This window comes from Anaerostipes sp. PC18 (genome assembly GCF_039789045.1).
Lineage (GTDB): Bacteria > Bacillota > Clostridia > Lachnospirales > Lachnospiraceae > Anaerostipes > Anaerostipes hominis.
The window spans coordinates 953,788-971,663 of sequence record NZ_CP121164.1; the positions used below are offsets into that span (position 1 = coordinate 953,788).

At 45.0% G+C, this 17,876-nt stretch carries 19 protein-coding genes and 1 CRISPR repeat array (1 of these 20 running past the window's edge); of the genes, 16 read left to right on the top strand and 3 right to left on the bottom strand.

The window, feature by feature from the left end; genetic code table 11:
* A CRISPR array of direct repeats spans positions 1-252; the repeat unit is 30 nt; unit sequence GATAAACAGTAACAAGAGTTGTATTGAAAT (it extends 426 nt beyond the left edge of the window).
* Positions 253-623: 371 nt separating this feature from the next.
* The 7 genes from P8F77_RS05245 to P8F77_RS05275 all read left to right on the top strand — a co-directional run bounded on the left by P8F77_RS05245 (position 624) and on the right by P8F77_RS05275 (position 7,375).
* The gene (locus tag P8F77_RS05245; RefSeq protein WP_287517645.1) at positions 624-1,409 is read left to right on the top strand and encodes an FAD binding domain-containing protein; all 786 of its coding nucleotides are present in this window, start codon (positions 624-626) and stop codon (positions 1,407-1,409) included.
* A 2-nt stretch (positions 1,410-1,411) separates the two neighbouring features.
* A complete protein-coding gene (locus tag P8F77_RS05250; protein WP_287517647.1) occupies positions 1,412-1,870 on the top strand; it encodes a 2Fe-2S iron-sulfur cluster-binding protein in 459 nt (152 codons plus the stop codon).
* Position 1,871: 1 nt separating this feature from the next.
* Positions 1,872-4,148: a molybdopterin cofactor-binding domain-containing protein gene (locus tag P8F77_RS05255; RefSeq protein ID WP_287517649.1), complete on the top strand. Its 2,277-nt coding sequence runs from the start codon at positions 1,872-1,874 to the stop codon at positions 4,146-4,148.
* Between the two features lie 118 nt (positions 4,149-4,266).
* On the top strand, positions 4,267-4,746 hold the full coding sequence (locus tag P8F77_RS05260; RefSeq protein WP_287517652.1) for a hypothetical protein: 480 nt from the start codon (positions 4,267-4,269) through the stop codon (positions 4,744-4,746).
* Between the two features lie 131 nt (positions 4,747-4,877).
* Positions 4,878-5,564, top strand: a complete 687-nt coding sequence (gene deoC, locus P8F77_RS05265; protein WP_024728250.1) for a deoxyribose-phosphate aldolase — start codon at positions 4,878-4,880, stop codon at positions 5,562-5,564.
* A gap of 15 nt (positions 5,565-5,579) precedes the next feature.
* Entirely contained in the window at positions 5,580-6,593 is a 1,014-nt protein-coding gene (locus P8F77_RS05270) for a Gfo/Idh/MocA family oxidoreductase (RefSeq protein WP_024728249.1), read from the top strand.
* A gap of 23 nt (positions 6,594-6,616) precedes the next feature.
* Positions 6,617-7,375, top strand: coding sequence for a DeoR/GlpR family DNA-binding transcription regulator (locus P8F77_RS05275; protein ID WP_024728248.1), 759 nt, complete (start codon positions 6,617-6,619; stop codon positions 7,373-7,375).
* Here the strand turns inward: P8F77_RS05275 and P8F77_RS05280 are convergent.
* Positions 7,365-8,273, bottom strand: coding sequence for a PfkB family carbohydrate kinase (locus P8F77_RS05280; protein ID WP_287517656.1), 909 nt, complete (start codon positions 8,271-8,273; stop codon positions 7,365-7,367). The two genes, P8F77_RS05275 and P8F77_RS05280, sit on opposite strands and share 11 nt — an antisense overlap.
* A 66-nt stretch (positions 8,274-8,339) precedes the next feature.
* Here P8F77_RS05280 and P8F77_RS05285 point away from each other — a divergent pair, with 66 nt between their 5' ends.
* From P8F77_RS05285 to P8F77_RS05300, 4 genes are all read left to right on the top strand, one after another.
* Complete coding sequence (locus tag P8F77_RS05285; RefSeq protein WP_287517659.1) at positions 8,340-9,302, top strand: D-2-hydroxyacid dehydrogenase; 963 nt, start codon at positions 8,340-8,342, stop codon at positions 9,300-9,302.
* A gap of 20 nt (positions 9,303-9,322) precedes the next feature.
* Positions 9,323-9,475, top strand: coding sequence for a hypothetical protein (locus tag P8F77_RS05290; protein WP_347256403.1), 153 nt, complete (start codon positions 9,323-9,325; stop codon positions 9,473-9,475).
* 10 nt (positions 9,476-9,485) lie between these two features.
* A complete protein-coding gene (locus tag P8F77_RS05295; RefSeq protein WP_235824536.1) occupies positions 9,486-9,590 on the top strand; it encodes an iron hydrogenase small subunit in 105 nt (34 codons plus the stop codon).
* 219 nt (positions 9,591-9,809) lie between these two features.
* The gene (locus P8F77_RS05300) at positions 9,810-10,796 is read left to right on the top strand and encodes a bile acid:sodium symporter family protein (RefSeq protein ID WP_287517662.1); all 987 of its coding nucleotides are present in this window, start codon (positions 9,810-9,812) and stop codon (positions 10,794-10,796) included.
* An 87-nt stretch (positions 10,797-10,883) separates the two neighbouring features.
* On the opposite strand, the gene P8F77_RS05305 is transcribed toward P8F77_RS05300, so the two are convergent.
* Positions 10,884-11,432, bottom strand: a complete 549-nt coding sequence (locus P8F77_RS05305; RefSeq protein ID WP_024728244.1) for a flavodoxin domain-containing protein — start codon at positions 11,430-11,432, stop codon at positions 10,884-10,886.
* Positions 11,429-11,872 carry a MarR family transcriptional regulator gene (locus P8F77_RS05310; RefSeq protein WP_148458901.1) on the bottom strand — a complete coding sequence of 148 codons (444 nt, stop codon included), beginning with the start codon at positions 11,870-11,872 and terminating at the stop codon, positions 11,429-11,431. Before P8F77_RS05310 ends, P8F77_RS05305 begins: the two co-directional genes overlap by 4 nt.
* A gap of 140 nt (positions 11,873-12,012) precedes the next feature.
* On the opposite strand from P8F77_RS05310, the gene P8F77_RS05315 reads away from it, so the two are divergent.
* The 5 genes from P8F77_RS05315 (at position 12,013) to P8F77_RS05335 (ending at position 17,815) form a co-directional block, all read left to right on the top strand.
* Positions 12,013-13,002 (top strand): LacI family DNA-binding transcriptional regulator, encoded by a 990-nt coding sequence (locus P8F77_RS05315; protein WP_287517666.1) that lies wholly within the window; start codon positions 12,013-12,015, stop codon positions 13,000-13,002.
* Between the two features lie 127 nt (positions 13,003-13,129).
* On the top strand, positions 13,130-13,315 hold the full coding sequence (locus P8F77_RS05320; protein ID WP_270431178.1) for a hypothetical protein: 186 nt from the start codon (positions 13,130-13,132) through the stop codon (positions 13,313-13,315).
* A 153-nt stretch (positions 13,316-13,468) separates the two neighbouring features.
* Positions 13,469-15,373, top strand: coding sequence for a sucrose-specific PTS transporter subunit IIBC (locus P8F77_RS05325; RefSeq protein WP_287517671.1), 1,905 nt, complete (start codon positions 13,469-13,471; stop codon positions 15,371-15,373).
* Between the two features lie 10 nt (positions 15,374-15,383).
* A complete protein-coding gene (locus P8F77_RS05330; RefSeq protein ID WP_270431181.1) occupies positions 15,384-16,847 on the top strand; it encodes a glycoside hydrolase family 32 protein in 1,464 nt (487 codons plus the stop codon).
* A complete protein-coding gene (locus P8F77_RS05335; protein WP_287517673.1) occupies positions 16,844-17,815 on the top strand; it encodes a carbohydrate kinase in 972 nt (323 codons plus the stop codon). Before P8F77_RS05330 ends, P8F77_RS05335 begins: the two co-directional genes overlap by 4 nt.
* The last annotated feature ends 61 nt before the right edge of the window (positions 17,816-17,876 follow it).

Genomic DNA, 17,876 nt, shown 5'->3' on the forward strand with positions numbered 1-17,876 from the left:
ATTATACTGTCGAATTTCCCGTTCGGGGATAAACAGTAACAAGAGTTGTATTGAAATCAGTATCCGTCTAATTCTTCTAACAGTAAATCTTGATAAACAGTAACAAGAGTTGTATTGAAATATGCTATATTTTCCCTGCTCCTTTGTATATGCCATCGATAAACAGTAACAAGAGTTGTATTGAAATGCTATGTAGATGCCTTGGTCACTTGCTTGCGGCTTGATAAACAGTAACAAGAGTAAATTGTGTTATCTATGATAAGAGAAAACTAACCGCATCTGTATACGACACTATTTATAGAATCGGAGTATTATTTAATTCTTAAGTAAAGGAATATTTGAAGAAGAAATAAGTTGTACCCTGATAGTTAGGCACAGAAAAGGATTCTGTGATTAACTACCAGGGTATTTATCTGTATGTCAAACCTTATCGCGCAAAGCGCGCGCACCCGAAGGGTATAGAATACGGGGTGCCCTGTGGGTATAAATTAATCTAATTTTTGTATACATATGGTTTTTCTAAAAAAACTCTTCCGCTCTTTCTTATTTCTATGTTACAGTATAAATTAGTATTTTCTGTCCGGAAACGAAAAAATGTGTCGGACAGAGAGTGATTTTAACGAATGACGATGGAGGAGATTGAATTGGTAACGATAGCAAATTATTTAAGGCCGGAAAGTCTTTCAGATGCATATAAGCTGAATCAAAAAAAGACAAACCGGGTCCTTGGGGGGATAATGTGGCTGAGACTTTGTTCCCCGCGCATACAAAATGCCATTGATTTGTCCGGACTTGATTTAGACTACATTAAGGAAACAGAAGAAGCATTTGAGATCGGAGCTATGTGTTCCCTGAGGAGCCTGGAAACTCATCCGGAGCTGGAGGCTTATTTTTGCGGGGCAATAAAGGAAAGTGTGCGGCATATCGTGGGTGTCCAGTTCAGGAACCAGGCCACGGTAGGGGGAAGTATCTATGGAAGATTTGGATTTTCTGACGTGCTGACCTGTCTGCTTGCCCTTGACACGGAAGTGGTGCTGGTCCATGCAGGAAAAATGACTTTGGCTGAATTTGCTGACAGGAAGCGTGACCGTGATATTTTAGAGAAGATCATCATTAAAAAAGATGGGCGCAGAGTCGCTTATCTGTCCCAGAGGGCGACAAAGACCGATTTCCCTGTGGCTGCATGTGCTGTATCAAAAAAGGAAGATATCTGGTATGTCTCTGTGGGAGCAAGGCCGGCGAAGGCTGAGCTTGCTGTGATCCATGGGCAACCGGCAGATACTTTAGCCGAAAAGGCAGTCGCTGACATGAAATTTGGAAGCAATATGAGAGGCAGCGCTGAATATCGGGAAGCGGTAGCAAAAGTTCTCGTGAGGCGCGCTGCAAATGCTGTATTGGAGGAGTCATAGGGATGGAAGTGAAATTTCAGTTAAACGGAAAGCCGGCGGCAGCTGATATAGAGCCGGACTGCATGCTGCTGGATTTATTGAGAGATATGGGATGTTACAGTGTAAAACGGGGATGCGACACAACCAACTGTGGCCTGTGTACCGTTCTGGTGAATGGAAAGCCGAGTCTTTCCTGTGCCATGCCGGCAGCCAGAGCAGAAGGAAAAGAAATCATAACTTTAGAAGGGCTTCAGGAAGAGGCGGTAAACTTTGGAAGGTTCCTCGCAAAAGAAGGGGCAGAACAGTGCGGATACTGTTCTCCGGGATTTATCATGAACGTGATTGCGATGATGAGGGAATTAAAAGATCCGTCTATTGAGGAAATAAAAGAGTACCTGGCAGGGAACCTCTGCCGGTGTTCCGGATATGAGGGCCAGATGCGCGCTATCCGGAATTACATGAAAGAAAAAGGAGCACAGTAACATGAATTTAGTCAATACTTCTGTCCCAAAAGTAGATTCCATGGCATTGGTGACCGGAAAACCTGTCTATACGGATGACCTGGCTCCGAAAGACTGCCTGATCGTAAAGGTTTTAAGAAGTCCCCATGCCCATGCCAAGATCAGGAAAATAGAAACGGAAAGAGCACTGAAAGTTCCGGGAATCGAGTGTGTTTTGACCCATGAAGACTGTTCGGATAAGAGATTTACCATGGCAGGACAGACCTATCCGGAACCGAGCCCCTATGACCGCAGGATTTTAGATGACCGGGTGCGTTTTGTTGGAGATGCGGTGGCAGTTATCGCAGGTGTCTCTGAAAAAGCAGTGGCAAAGGCCATGAAGCTTGTAAAGGTTGATTACGAAGTGCTGGAGCCGGTCCTGGATTTCAGGAAAGCGAAAGATCATGAGATCCTGGTACATCCGGAGGAAAACTGGAAAGCTCTCTGTGAGGTAGGGGCGGACAATAAGAGAAATCTCTGTGCCCGCAGTGAGACACAGGAAGGCGATATTGACCAGGTACTGAAAGATTGTAAATATTACGTAGAGGAGACTTATCACACGAAAGCAAACCAGCAGGCTATGATGGAAAACTTCTGTACGTTTACGCATATGGACGCATATGGAAGGCTCAATGTGGTGTCCTCCACGCAGGTTACATTCCATGTGAGAAGAATCCTGTCCAACGCCCTGGATATTCCAAAGTCAAAAATCCGAGTGGTAAAGCCAAGGATTGGAGGAGGCTTTGGGGCGAAGCAGACGGTGGTCACGGAAGTCTATCCGGCCCTGGTGACCATGAAGACAGGAAAGCCCGCAAAGATCGTCTACACAAGAGAAGAATCTTTCATCGCATCCAGTCCGCGGCATGAGATGGAAATCACCGTGCGCATCGGTGCAGATGAAAATGGAATTATTAAAGGAATTGATGTATATACCCTGTCAAATACAGGGGCATACGGAGAGCATGGTCCGACGACCGTTGGGCTTTCCGGACATAAGTCCATTCCTCTGTACGGCAAGGCAGAAGCATTCCGTTTTGCCTACGATGTAGTCTATACCAATGTTATGTCTGCCGGGGCTTACCGGGGATACGGAGCTACCCAGGGTATTTTTGCCGTGGAATCCGCAGTAAATGAACTGGCTCACAAGATGGGCATGGACCCGGTGAAGTTAAAAGAACTGAACATGGTGAAGAAAGGCCAGAAGATGCCTGCTTACTATGGAGAGACAGCAACAAGCTGTGCACTGGACAAGTGTGTGGAGCGGGTAAAAGAAATGATCTCATGGGATGAGAAATATCCAAGAAAAGACATGGGCAACGGAAAAGTGAGGGGTGTCGGCCTGGCGTTAGCTATGCAGGGCTCTGGCATTTCCAATGTGGACACGGCTGCGGTGACGATCAAAGTAAACGACGATGGATTTTACAGTCTGATCATCGGTGCTTCTGATATGGGAACCGGATGTGACACGATTCTTGCCCAGATGGCGGCAGACTGTCTGGACTGTGATATGGATCAGATCATTGTCCACGGAGTGGATACAGATGTTTCCCCGTATGATACAGGATCCTACGCATCCAGCACAACTTATGTGACCGGGATGGCGGTGGTGAAGACTTGTGAGGTATTGAAAGAAAAGATTTTAAAAAAAGGTGCCCAGTACCTGTCCTGTCCGCCGGAAGAAGCAGAGTTTGACGGAAAGAGAGTGTTCCACCCGGAAAGCGGAAAAGAAATATCATTAAAAGATATAGGCAATCAGGTGATGTGCGGAAATGAGGAAGCGCTTCAGGCAAGTGAATCCCATTACTCCCCGACTTCTCCGCCTCCGTTTATGGCAGGGGCCGCAGAAGTGGAAGTGGATTTGGAGACAGGGGCAGTGGAACTGATTGATTTTGCGGCTGTGGTGGACTGTGGAACCGTCATTAATCCAAACCTTGCAAAAGTCCAGACCGAGGGAGGCATTGCTCAGGGAATCGGAATGGCCTTGTATGAAGAAATCCTTTACAATGAAAAAGGGAAGACATCGGCCAACTCTTTTATGCAGTACAAGATTCCTACAAGACAGGACATCGGAAATATCCGGGTAGAATTTCAGAGCAGCTATGAGCCGACAGGGCCTTTTGGGGCAAAATCCATCGGAGAAATTGTCATCAATACCCCGAGTCCGGCAATCGCTGAGGCAGTATACAATGCGTCAGGAGTGCGTGTGAGAGAACTGCCGATTACAGCAGAGAAGATCTACATGGGGATGAAAGAAAGATAAGAAAACTGAAGAATCTTTTATAAAAGAAGAGTCTATGAGAGAAAATCTTTCAGGACTCTTCTTTCTTCATACTATGAGTGACACAAAGTTGTTTATAGTAACGAAGGAGGTATAAATTATGCTTATAAAAGATTTTCTGGTTGTAATTGCTGTTTTGTTTATTTTGCCTGTATCATTTGATGAAACAGAGAACTATAGAAAAGTGGTATTGGATCGTTGGTTATATGGTTCATTAACATATTGTTCAACGAGAATAAACAGCATGGTTCGTAAAATTTTCGGATACCACCACAGTGAAAACGAAGAGATAGAACAGGTGTTGGAAATAACTTATCTAGGGGTCCTGTTATTATTTGCAGGCTATTATCTTTATAAAAGAGATGCAAATTGGTTTAAAGTGATTTCACTTATAGAGAAGCAACTAAAAAGTGGGCATCTAGATAAAGGAAATTTTATTTTGTTTGTAATATCCATTTCATACCTTTTCTGGAGTATGATGATTGTTTCAAATAATCCGGATTTTCTGAGAGACTATCTAATAAGAACCGCAGCATATTTAATATTTCAAAAATTGTGCCAAATGAATAGACATATTTGAGAATTTTAATAATAAAATACTTATGAAAACTTTTATTTACTTTTGTTCAGTTATGTATTGCTTTTTTATATTACCTGTGGTAATATAAAATCATAAACACAAGTAAACGAAGCATAACGCAGGTAAACGAAATGGAGGGTGCAGAGATGAAGATCACGGCAGAACAGTTGGCAGGTATGGTGGATCACACGAATTTAAAGGCATTTGCAGACAGAGTAATGTTTGAAAAGCTTTGCGGCGAGGCGAAAGAGTACCAGTTCAAGATGGTAGCGATCAATCCGGCACAGATCAGTCTGTGTAAAGAACTGTTGGATGGAAGCCCGGTACATGTGGGTGCAGCCATCGGATTTCCTCTGGGTCAGACCACACTCGAGTGCAAAGTCTTCGAGACCAATGATGCTATAGAAAAAGGAGCCGATGAAATCGATTATGTCATCAATGTGGCGGAAGTAAAAAACAATCATTACGGATACATAAAAGAAGAGATGGAGCAGATCGTCGCTGTCTGCAGAAAGGCAGGGGTCATCAGCAAAGTGATCTTCGAAAACTGTTATCTCACTGACGAAGAAAAGCAAAAAGTTGCTGAAATTGCAAAACAAGTGAAGCCGGATTTTATAAAAACTTCTACGGGATTTGGAACCGGAGGGGCCACAGTGGAAGACGTCCGGCTGATGAAATCTGTTGTGGGCGATGAGGTGAAGGTAAAAGCCGCGGGAGGCATCAGAGATCTGAAAACGGCCCTTGCCATGATAGAAGCCGGTGCAGAGCGGCTCGGAACGAGTGCAGGTGTTGAGATTGTAAAAGAAATGCATGAATAAGGGGAGGAAAAGAAGATGAGAGAAGTCAAAGTATGTCTGATCGGCTCCGGGAGGGCAGGAATGGTCCACGCACATAATTACACAGGAAGCGTTCCCAATGCAAGGATTATCGCAGTCTGTGACCCGGTGGAGGAAACAGCAAAAAATGCGGCAGAAGAACTGGGGATTGATCAGTATTATACAGATTACAGAGATGTCCTGAAAAATGACGAGATCAATGCGGTTTACATCGTGACGCCGACCAAGTACCACAAAGAGATCGCAGTGGCCGCAGCCCAGGCAAAGAAGCACATTTTCTGTGAAAAGCCTATGGCTATGAACGAGAAAGAATGTGACGAGATGATCAAGGCTGCCGATGAAAACAATGTAAAGCTTCAAATTGGATTTATGCGTCGTTTCGACGAGAGCTTCCAGGAAGCAAAACGGATGATCGCAGAAGGGGAAATCGGCGATATTGTCCTGGTCAAATCTCATTCCAGAGGGCCCAGTAAACCAAAAGAGTGGATGTTTGATATCAAGAAGAGCAACGGGCCTTTGGCAGAGGTCAGCAGCCATGATATTGACACGGTCCGCTGGTTCGCGGAGAGTGAACTTGAGAGCGTGTACGCCATAGGAGGGAATTTCAGAAATAAAGAGATTGCCGAACAGTACCCGGATTTCTATGACAATGTCATCATGACCGGAGAGTTTGCCAATGGGATACATGCCTGCGTGGAAGGCGCCCAGTATGTCCAGTACGGATATGATGCCAGGGTAGAGATCCTGGGGACAAAAGGGGTGATCTGTCTTGGCGATATCCATGAAAAGAAGATTCTTACCTGTACCCCGAACCATGAGCTGAAACGTCCGACTACAAGGAGCTGGAAGTTCCTGTTCAAGGATGCCTATTTAGCCGAAGACAGGAGTTTTATTCGCTCTATTATAAATGATACGCCTGTAGAGTGCAGCGGTTATGACGGAAAGATGGCAGTAAGGATCGTAAAAGCAGGAAATGAATCCATCGTAAACAAAAAGATTGTGAAATTATAAAAAGAGACTGACAGGAGGACCGTATGTTTGCAGAAGAACGAAAAGAAGAGATCATGAGGCTTTTGAAAGAAAATAAAAGGGTGAGCAGCGCCGAACTTTCTGAGCGGTTTCATGTGAGCGGAACGACGGTCCGCACCTATCTGATGGAACTGGAAAATGCCGGGAGGCTTACAAGGACCCACGGAGGGGCTCTGCTGAACGAAGATATTTTAAATGTGGAAGAATCCATTGCCGCAAGAAAGCAGAAATGTCTGAGAGAAAAGCAGAAAGCAGCGGCAAAGGCCAGGAGCATGATTAAGGATGGAGACACGATCCTTCTGGACAGCGGAACGACCATGCTGGAGCTTGCAAAACTCTTAAAGGATGCAAAAAAGCTTACGGTCGTGACCAATGACCTGCCTGCTGCCATGGAACTTCAAAAAATGGAGGGCGTCTATCTGATCCTGATCGGAGGGCATGTGCGGACAGCCTTTGAAAGCACAGTGGGCAGCATGGGCATGAAATTTCTTGAACATATTTCGGTAGAAAAGGCATTCATGTCATCGGACGGTGTGTCACTGACCAAGGGCGTCACCACACCAAATATGGATCAGGCAGAGATCAAAAAGGAAATGATGGCCGCGGCAGATCAGAATTATCTCGTATGCGATACGTCCAAGATCGGAAAACGTACCATTTGTTCGTATGCAAAAATCGGAGACTTCGACGGCTTTATCCTGGATGAACCGCTGTCCGATGAAATGAAAGAAGCATTTGAAAGCTATGGGACGATTATCTATTGAGGCATTGTAAAAATGACTGATGATCCAAAGAAGCTCCCTTTTTTTCGACGACCGCCGCGGAGATCAGATTGGCCCTGCGGACCGCGTCGGAAAGTGAAGCTCCGAGTTTTCTAAGTGCCATTACAGCTCCTATGTGGGCGTCACCGGCTCCGGTGGCGTCCATTTGTTTTGCACTTCTGGACGGAAGAAATAATCCGTTTCCGTTTTCCAGGCAGTATGCTCCGTCTTTGCCCAGAGTGATCACTATATCCTGTCCGGTCAATCTGCTGATGGACTGTGCGGCATGTTCTGCCGTTGTTTCGCCGGACAGCATGAAGGCCTCTGCCTCATTCAAATGTACTACAGGATGAAGTGCAAAAAGGCGTTTCATCAGATCTTTCGGCTGTTTGTCAATCCTTGGACCCGGCGCATAATAGATGTCCATATGCGGCTGCTGTTCTAAAAACGAAACGATGTGTTCTCCGGTTTTTTCTTCGATTTCCAGTCCGCAGATATAGGCTGTGTCATAGTCGGAAGCATCAATCAGATCAAACCACTCTTTCTGAAACAGATATTCGGCTCCGTGGTATGAAGCAAAAGTCCGTTCGCCTGTCTGGTCGACAAAACAGTAGCAGCAGCCGTTTTCAAGATCAGGGACAGGCAGGACAGGGACAACTCCACGCTTTCTCCATTCTTCTCTGACAAAATCTCCATAGATCCCGGTGCCGGCCGGAGAAAACAACAGGTGAGGCACCTGGAAATGCCGGATGATATCGGATACATTAAAAGCACATCCGCCGATACAGAGATGCTGATCTAAGATATGCACATCTTCCCCGGGTGCCGGGAGCTTTTTGACATTTATAATTACATCGGCCACAGAGGAGCCGATAATCAAAATTTTCTTTTTCGGGTTCATATTTTTTCCTCCATGCCTTATGATATAATAAAATCCCTAAAAATAAAACAGGATAGGAGAATCATTATGACAAAGAAAAAGATTTTGACCGTTGTTCCGATGAGTGATACATATAAAGAGAAGTTAAGAGAGGTTTCCGAAGGATGTGATATTAGGTATTCTTCTTATGAGGATGTGGACAGAGAAATGGTGCAGGAAGCAAATATCATCATCGGAAATGTCCCCGCATGGATGATCGGCATGTCAAAAAATCTGGAACTTTTGCAGCTGAATTCTTCCGGGACCGATGCTTATATGGGCGTGAATATTTTAAATGACAATACAATCATGACCAGCGCTACCGGCGCCTATGGAAAAGCCGTGGGGGAGCATCTGTTTGCCGTGCTCATGTCTATACAAAAGAAACTTCACGTATACCGGGATAACCAGAACCGCTGCGACTGGTCCGATGAAGGGCAGGTCCTCTCACTGACCGGAAATACGGTGCTGATCGCGGGACTCGGAGATATCGGGCTGTCATTTGCTAAATTGATGAAAGGGCTGGATTCCTATGTGATCGGGATTAAGAGAAGGAAGGGAGAGTGTCTGGAGGGAGTGGATGAACTGCACACCATGGAGGAACTCGATGAGCTGCTCCCAAAGGCTGATGTTGTCGTCTCTATTCTGCCAAATACACCGGTAACGCGGGGTGTGTTCGGAAAGCAGCAGTTCAGGACAATGAAGAAGACCGCTGTCTTTCTCAATGCAGGCCGTGGAAATGCCGTGGATACGGAGGCGCTGTGCAATGCTCTGATCACGGGAGAGATCTATGCCGCGGGACTGGATGTAACAGATCCGGAACCTCTGCCCCAGGAACACCGCCTGTGGAATATTAAAAATGCAGTAATCACACCTCATATTTCAGGGGACTTCCATCTTCCGCAGACACTGGATTTTATCGCAGACATCGCAGTGGAAAATGTCAGAAGATATCTGAGCGGAGAAGAATTGCTTCATGTAGTTGATTTTCAGACAGGATATTGCAAATAAACATTGTGCTCTCCTGGAAAATGATATATAATAATAGTAATTTTTACTGTTTATTGCATATTACAAGGGGAAAACTTGATATCGGCGGTCTCACAGTCAACGTGGCAGTGATCTACGGCACAGGAAATGCCAGAAAAATGATTGATAAGGTGAGGTCTTCGGATAAGCCATGAAAATGAGCAGATTAAGAGACTTTATGAGGAATTTTACGTGGAGCCGTTAAGCGAGCTGGCAGAACAGAGGGGGACCGTACCATTCTTTCAGTTCTGCTGGAGAATAAGGGGCTGAAAAAAGCTACGAATTATGGCAGGCAGGCTTTTATGCTGAGGACCCGGATGAAGGAGAGATTTTGTTTTGTCTTGCTCAGGCATCTCAGGCTAAGAACATTCCATGGGAGGCTGAAAGTCCTGGATTTTTCAATAATATACGTATTTCCTTTTCTTGACACATTCTGTTCATTAGAATAAAATATCCAATAGACTTATATATGAAAGATGGAGGATACATATGAAAACCTTACAAAAAATCAGCAGTATGCTGTCCAGCAAAACGTCTGTTTTTGTCATTTTAGTGGCAATCGCAGCCTTCTTTGTCCCGGATGTTTTCTCCTGGGTACAGGGAAATAATCAGAGCCTTGTACTTGGAGTCATCATGTTTACGATGGGATTGACATTGACGACAGAGGACTTCAAAGTGTTGGCAAAACGCCCGCTGGATATCTTTATCGGAGCAGCGGCACAGTATCTGATAATGCCGTTCCTTGCTTATGGGATTTCGGCTATCCTGCGCCTGCCCAATGAGATCGCCATCGGATTAATTCTCGTCGGGTGCTGCCCGGGAGGGGTATCATCTAATATCATGTCATACTTATGCCATGGGGATGTGCCGTTTTCCGTGGGAATGACTACGGCTTCCACGCTTTTGTCACCGGTCATGACACCGATGATGGTACTGTTTTTGGCAGGAGCGAGGATCGAAGTCAACGCCGCTTCCATGTTCATTTCGATCGTGAAATCTGTGCTGCTTCCAGTCCTGCTCGGATTTATACTGAATACGTTGTTTGGCAAAAAGGAAGCATTCAAAGAAGCACAGCAGGTCATGCCGGGAATATCAGTAATCGGACTGGCATTGATCGTCGGAGGCGTCATTGCACTTCAGGGAGCGAATTTCTTTAAATCCGGTGCTGTGATATTTATTGCAGTCTTGCTGCACAACAGCCTTGGATATGCCCTTGGCTATGGAGTCGGCAAACTGACAGGAATGAACACAGCAAAGAAACGCACAATTTCTATTGAAGTCGGAATGCAGAATGCGGGACTTGCTACAAATCTGGCGACAGCCCATTTTGCTGCGGCACCTCAGGCGGCTATGGCCAGTGCTGTATCCTGTGTATGGCACTCAATTTCAGGAACTATTTTGGCAGGAATCTATTTACAAAAAGATAATATGCAGGAAGAACAGGTAAAAAACCGGGAAGCAGCAGAAACAGAATAAAATTTTACGGGATACACTTGTATTGTACAGGCGTATCCCTGTTTTATGGCTTAATTTCAGAGTTTTTGACGACTTTTCTTGGAATTTTTAGATATATTGACTGGCATCCTGCACCAGAGGAATGATGCTGCTCCGGTCGGTAAAGTCAACCAGTGTCCCATAAGTGTCAAGGATTCCCTGATCTTCTTCCGTCCGCTCCTCAGGTTTTTTCTTTGAGAGCATTTTTTTCATCATCCACATCATGACCCGGTGCTTTGTGCTGAGCCGTTCATAATCCATTCTTCCTCTGAAATGGTAAAAAGAAATCTGTTCTTTTAATTTACCGGTGAAAACTGAATCTAAGTTTTTTAAAATATGTTCTATGTTTTCAGGTTTCGCAGGATCGGCAATTCCGCAAGTGAATAAAAACACTTTTTTCTTCTGAATAAATTCAGGATGGCGGGAGATCAGGGAAATACCGGTGACTCCTCCGGCATAAAGGCCGCCGCCGTAAATAATAATGTCATAAGGATCCAGGACAGAAATGTCCAGACTTTTATTTTCATATAGATCTGCGGACAAGGCGTCGGCAATCCACTGTGCGTACTGCTTTGTGGAACCGTAAACGGACCCGTAGACAACTGCGGTTTTCTTCATATATTACATTCCTCCATGTTTTTCATCATAGTATTCAGGGTTTCCAGTGTAGTTTTCAGCTGTGATTCTGAGATACCCTTGTATAAAAGATCCATAAAATCTTCTTCCTTTGAGGCATATGCAGACTGCAGTGACTCGGCCTTTCTGCCAAGGCGAACCCGGCTTTTGCGGCGGTCATCGGGGTCTGTTTCTATTTCTGCATAACCCTTCTGCTGAAGTTTTAAAGCGATCTGCTTTACATTCTGGTGGGAACTGCCCATCAGGGAGGAAAGCTCATTAAAGGTTGGGGCATACTCAAAGGTATTGAGAGCAGCCAGAAGAAACCATTGTTTTGACGTGATCTCTTCATAAAAGCGGTCTCCGATCGACTGGAGCCGGTTGCTGGTCGTAAATAATGCTGCAAACAGCAGGTGTCTGCTGTCGTAATCTTCCAATTTCATAGTCAAAGCACCTCCTATATGTAATATATTACACAAATAATAAAATGTCAAAGAAAACAGAAAGAAACCGGATTCTGGTTGCACAATCCGGAAAATCATCTTACAATAAAATCAAGTATGAGAGAAAGGCAGGATACACAATGCCAAAAAAAATAACAATGGCTGTTGTGGCAGAGATGGCGGGAGTGACAAAAAGCACGGTTTCCCGTTATTTTAATGGGGGATATGTCAAAAAGGCTACAAGGGAAAAGATCCAGAAAGTAATCGAAGAATATAATTATGCGCCGAATACATTCGCAAGGCTAAAGGCAAAGGAAAGCAATGTGATCGGGGTCGTAGTGCCCACTCTGAATTCCAAGGTTACCAGCCGTGTCATCACAAGCATTGACCGGTATATAAGGGACAGGAATTATACAACACTGATCAAGAATTCGGATCACGATATTGATCTGGAGCTTTTAAACATACAAAAGCTGATCCATCTAAATGTAGATGGGATTTTGATCAGCTCTATTGCGATCACAGAGGATCATCACGATATTTTTGAACAGACACAGATTCCCATTGTTATCCTGGCTCAGGATTATGAAGACGGGATTTCTATCATCGACGATGATTACAATGCAGGAAAATGTGTGGGAGAATATATCGGAAGGACAGGTCATAAGAAAGTTGGATATATTGGCGTTTATGAGACCGATGAGGCCGTAGGTGTCCGGAGGCGTCAGGGAGTTCTGGACGGACTTGCGTCATTCGGAATTTATGATCCGCTGATAAAAAAGAGTGATTACAGTTTTCTCGGAGGACAGAAAAATACGAGAGAGATCCTGGAGGAAATGAAGCCGGACGCTATTGTTTGCGCCACTGACCGCCTGGCGTTCGGGGCCTATAAAGTTTTGCAGGAGAAAGGACTGCGAATTCCGGAAGATATTTCGGTCGTGGGATTTGGTGGATATGACGAGAGCAGTCTTTTAACGCCGGAGCTTACGACACTGAAATTTGATTCGTATGGGATGGGATATCTTGGGGCGGAAACGATTCTCAAGATGATAAAAGAAGAACCGGTATCCAAAAAACAGATCGTAGAGTATGAATTTATAGAAGGAAAGAGCGTAAAAAATCGAACATAAGACTGCAAAAAGGCCATAAGTTCCGGATTTAGCTGGAGCTTATGGCCTTTTTTCTGTCAGAAAAGTCTGTCTGCGTACGAAATATAGAGTGAAGGCGGGAACTGTTCAGGGGACAGGAGACAAAATTATGAAAGCTACGGAGAAGAATTTTATAAATTTCATAAAGAAAAGGAGGGAGGAAGGGCTGCTCTATGCAGTGGGAACCTATAGTATTTTAAATAAGATAAAAACAAAAGTCCCGGAGAGTGAAAGAGAGCTGGAAGATCAGGAAGTGACAGATCAAATCAAGGCAAAGTATTCATCAATAATTTAGTTTTTGTTGAATACTTCTAATCAGGAGTCTTTAATTTTGTGCAAAATTTTATGGAACCGATACCATAAAAGTATTGACGAAAAGAAAGAATCATCCTATAATACAAATATGGAACCGATGCCATAAATATCGTAAGGAGGATAAGAAAAAACTATGGATTATGCAAAGATTGCAGGCCAGGTCATCGCTAACGTGGGCGGAAAAGAGAATATCAAATCTGTGGCACACTGTGCGACCAGGCTTCGTTTTCAGCTGAAGAATAATGACTTGAGAAATGAAGAGGCCATCAGTGACTTAGAAGGGGTGAAAGGAGTCTTTTTAACCCAGTCACAGTTCCAGATTATTTTTGGATCAGGACTCGTAAATCTGGTCTGTGACGAAGTACAGAAACAGATTGGGGATGTCTCCTCAGCCGGAGGAGAAGAGGAGAAAGAAGAAAAGCAGGGCTCTGTCGTACAGCGTTTTGTAAAGATGCTCAGTGATATTTTTGTCCCGATCATCCCGGCCATCGTGGCAGGCGGTCTTCTGATGGGACTGAACAATATTTTGACTGCGGGATTGTTTGACGGCAGATCGATCATTGAATTATATCCACAGTGGAAGGGGCTGACTCAGGCAGTCAATACATTTGCCAACGCACCGTTTACATTTCTTCCGGTACTGATCGGATTCAGCGCCACGAAAAAGTTTGGAGGCAATCCGTTTTTAGGCGCGGCAATGGGTATGATCATGGTACATCCAGACCTTTTAAATGCTTACCAGATCGGCATCGGGCAGGCACCGGTATGGGATATCTTCGGATTCAACATTCAGGCGATCGGTTATCAGGGAACGGTACTTCCTGTTCTGGCAGTTTCCTGGATCCTGGCCCAGATCGAAAAAAGGCTGCACAAAGTAACACCTACCTGGCTTGACAATCTTACGACACCATTGCTTTCTATTATCGTGACTGCATTTTTAACATTCATCTGTGTGGGACCGGTATTAAGAGAAGCAGGTGACTTATTAGCAGACGGCATCACATGGGTTTACAATACACTTGGCGCTGTGGGAGGTGGACTCTTTGGTTTTGTATACGCACCAATCACGATGACAGGACTTCACCACAGCTTTATTGCCATCGAAACTCAGCTTCTGGCCGCAAAGGCAGTGACCGGAGGAAGCTTCATCTTTACGACAGCAAGTATGAACAATGTTGCACAGGGAGCGGCAGTTTTAGCAGTCCTGTTCCTCACAAAAGATCAGAAACAGAAGTCTATCTGTTCTGCATCCGGAGTATCCGCATTATTGGGAATCACGGAGCCGGCCATGTTCGGTGTGACATTGAAATTAAAATATCCTTTCTATGCGGCGATCATTGGTACCGCAGTGGGAAGTGCATATGCGGCAGCTACGAGAACACTGGCACAGGCATTGGGAGCAGCGGGAATTCCCGGATTTATATCAATGAAACCGGAGCATTTCCTTCACTTTGGGATCGGATTGATCCTCTCCATGGTCATTTCAGCAGGACTCACGGTTGTGTTCTGGAAAAAATATAACCTTGGCGGTAACGAAAAAACAGTAAAACCGGTACAGACCTCTGAGGAAAGAGAGAAAGCGCCGGGACAGGCAGAAACAGTGCTTTACTCACCGATGAAAGGGGAAGTGCTTTACATCACAGAGTCTGAGGATGCTGCATTCGCATCGAAAGCCATGGGGGACGGTGTGGCCGTCAATCCTTCTGAGGGCACAGTGTACGCGCCGTGTGACGGTACCGTAACTATGATCTTTCCGACGAAACATGCGATTGCGATTCAGGAAGAAACAGGAAAGAGTTTTCTGATTCACGCGGGAATTGACACAGTAAAAATGGAAGGGGAAGGCTTTGAGACATTCGTAGAAGCCGGAACAAAGGTAAAACAGGGAGACAAGATTCTTACGTTTGATATGGATCTCGTGAAAGAAAAAGGCTACAGTGCTCAGACTATGATGACGCTGGCAGAGGGAGACGGCCAGGTGGAAGTCATTCCAAAGACTGGTGCAGATACAAAAACACAGGTTATGATCGTTAGATAAGAGGGAAATCATGTTTAAGAAGTATAATAAAGTATTGAAAGAAGACTATGAAAAGTGGTATGCTGAACATGAAAGTGACAGAGAAGAGACAGCGAAAGATCCGATGCGGCTTAAGTTTCATCTGATGCCCAAGACCGGATGGCTGAACGATCCCAACGGACTGTGCCAGTTTCACGGCACCTACCATATCTATTATCAGTACACCCCGTTTGAACCGACTGGAGAACTGAAGCTTTGGGGGCATTATACGACAAAAGATTTTGTTTCTTATATAGATGAAGGACCGGCATTATTTCCGGATTCGGAGTTTGACGCCCACGGTGTCTACTCCGGTTCCGCCTTTGTAAAAGAGGATACGATTCACTATTTCTATACAGGAAATATCAAGTATTTTGACAGGGATGATTACGATTACGTCAACTCAGGACGGGGCAGCAACACGATTCATGTGGCCAGCAAAGACGGATATCATTTTTCTGAAAAAGAGCTTTTAATGACCACGGACGATTATCCTGGAGATATGAGCTGTCATGTGCGAGATCCGAAGATCATCCAACGAGGGGATGATTACTACATGGTCCAGGGAGCCAGGGATATGGACAGCCATGGACTGATCCTGATGTTTCATTCAAAGGATCTGTCTCATTGGGAGTATTTTGACAGGATCGTTCCGAAAGAACCGTTCGGCTATATGTGGGAGTGTCCGGACTTGTTTGAGCTGGACGGACAGATGATGCTGATTACCTGCCCTCAGGGGGTAGAATCGAAAGGCATCGACTATCAGAATGTGCATCAGTGTACAGCGGTGAGGATTGACTATGACTTTGAGAACAAGACATATGAGATCTGCGATAACCTGGAGTTTCAGCAGTTAGACAGGGGCTTTGATTTTTACGCGCCCCAGACCTTTGAGGATGAGAAAGGACGCCGTATCCTGATCGGATGGATGGGGATTCCGGATGCCGGTTACGCGAATCCGACAGTTGAGCATGGATGGCAGCACGCACTGACGATACCAAGGGAACTGCACATAAAGGATGGAAGGATCATTCAGCAGCCCATAAAGGAGATGGAGCAGATGAGAAAAGGAGAACTGATCTGTACATTTTCTGAACAGGGCAGGATGGAGAGCAATCTTAAACTGTATGAAGCAGAGATTCGATTCAGACATTGTGCTGATATGGTTCTGACTTTAAAGAAAGGTGTCACTTTGTCCTATGGTGACGGACTGCTCACCCTTGATCTGGGGGATTTTGGTGCGGGCAGGACGACAAGATGTGCCGGATTGGATGAATTAAAAGACCTGCGGATTTTCGCAGACACTACTTCTCTTGAAATTTTTGTAAACGGCGGTGAAGAAGTCTTTACCACCAGGGTATACAGCAGCCAGGGAAAGCTTGGCATAGACGGGGACTGTTCGGGTACCATGAAGATCTATTGCCTGCGGCCCCTGGAGATAGGAGAAAGAGAATGACCAGAAAATTATGCGGAATTGGAGAGGCACTGATTGATTTTATTCCGGAAGTCAAAGGACAGAGATTAAAGGATGTACCGTCTTTTACCAGGGTAGCAGGAGGGGCTCCTGCCAATGTAGCCGGTGCGGTGACGAAGCTTGGGATTCCGTCCAAGTTTTTGACAAAGCTTGGAGACGATCCCTTTGGTGATTATATAGTTGAAGTACTTGATGAGGCTGGAATTGACACAAGCCATATCAAAAGGGACAAAGAAGCAGAGACGGCTCTCGCCTTTGTCTCTCTGGCATCAGACGGGAACAGGGATTTTAAGTTTTACCGCAAGAACAGCGCGGATCTGCGTTATAGTGTCTATGACATCGAGCCGGATGTTCTGGATGACTGCGGGATGATCCATTTCTGCAGCGTAGACTTGGTGAATTCGCCGATGAAAGATGCACATAAAAAATTAATTGACATGGCTAACGGCAAAGACGTGCTTGTATCATTTGATCCAAACCTCCGTTTTTCCCTGTGGGACGATTTACAGGAACTGAAAGAGACAGTCAATGAATTTTTGCCTTTTGCGGATATCATAAAAATCTCGGATGAAGAGCTGGAGTTTATCACAGGACATACGGATATAAGGGAGGCAGTGCCTGACCTGCTGAACGGAAGGACGAAGTATGTCATCTATACAAAAGGAAAAGACGGCGCGGAGATTTATACGAAACATGGAATGACGGAAGCACCCGGATATTCCATTGACGTAAGAGATACGACCGGAGCGGGTGATTCCTTTATCGGAGCGTTTTTATACCAGCTTTTGAGGGATGAAGTGAGGGATCTGGAAGCGGTGGATTTGGGGACTTTAAAGAAGTATCTGGATTTTGCTAATGCGTATGCGGCCTGCACGACGACAAAAGAAGGAGCACTGGCAGCCATGGCAGATGCCCGGGAGTTTGCCGATTTCAGAAAGAATCTGCGGTAATTAAAATACATAAAAAGCGAAAAGCCAATGAGCCTTTGAAAAAGGTTTCGCTGGCTTTTTT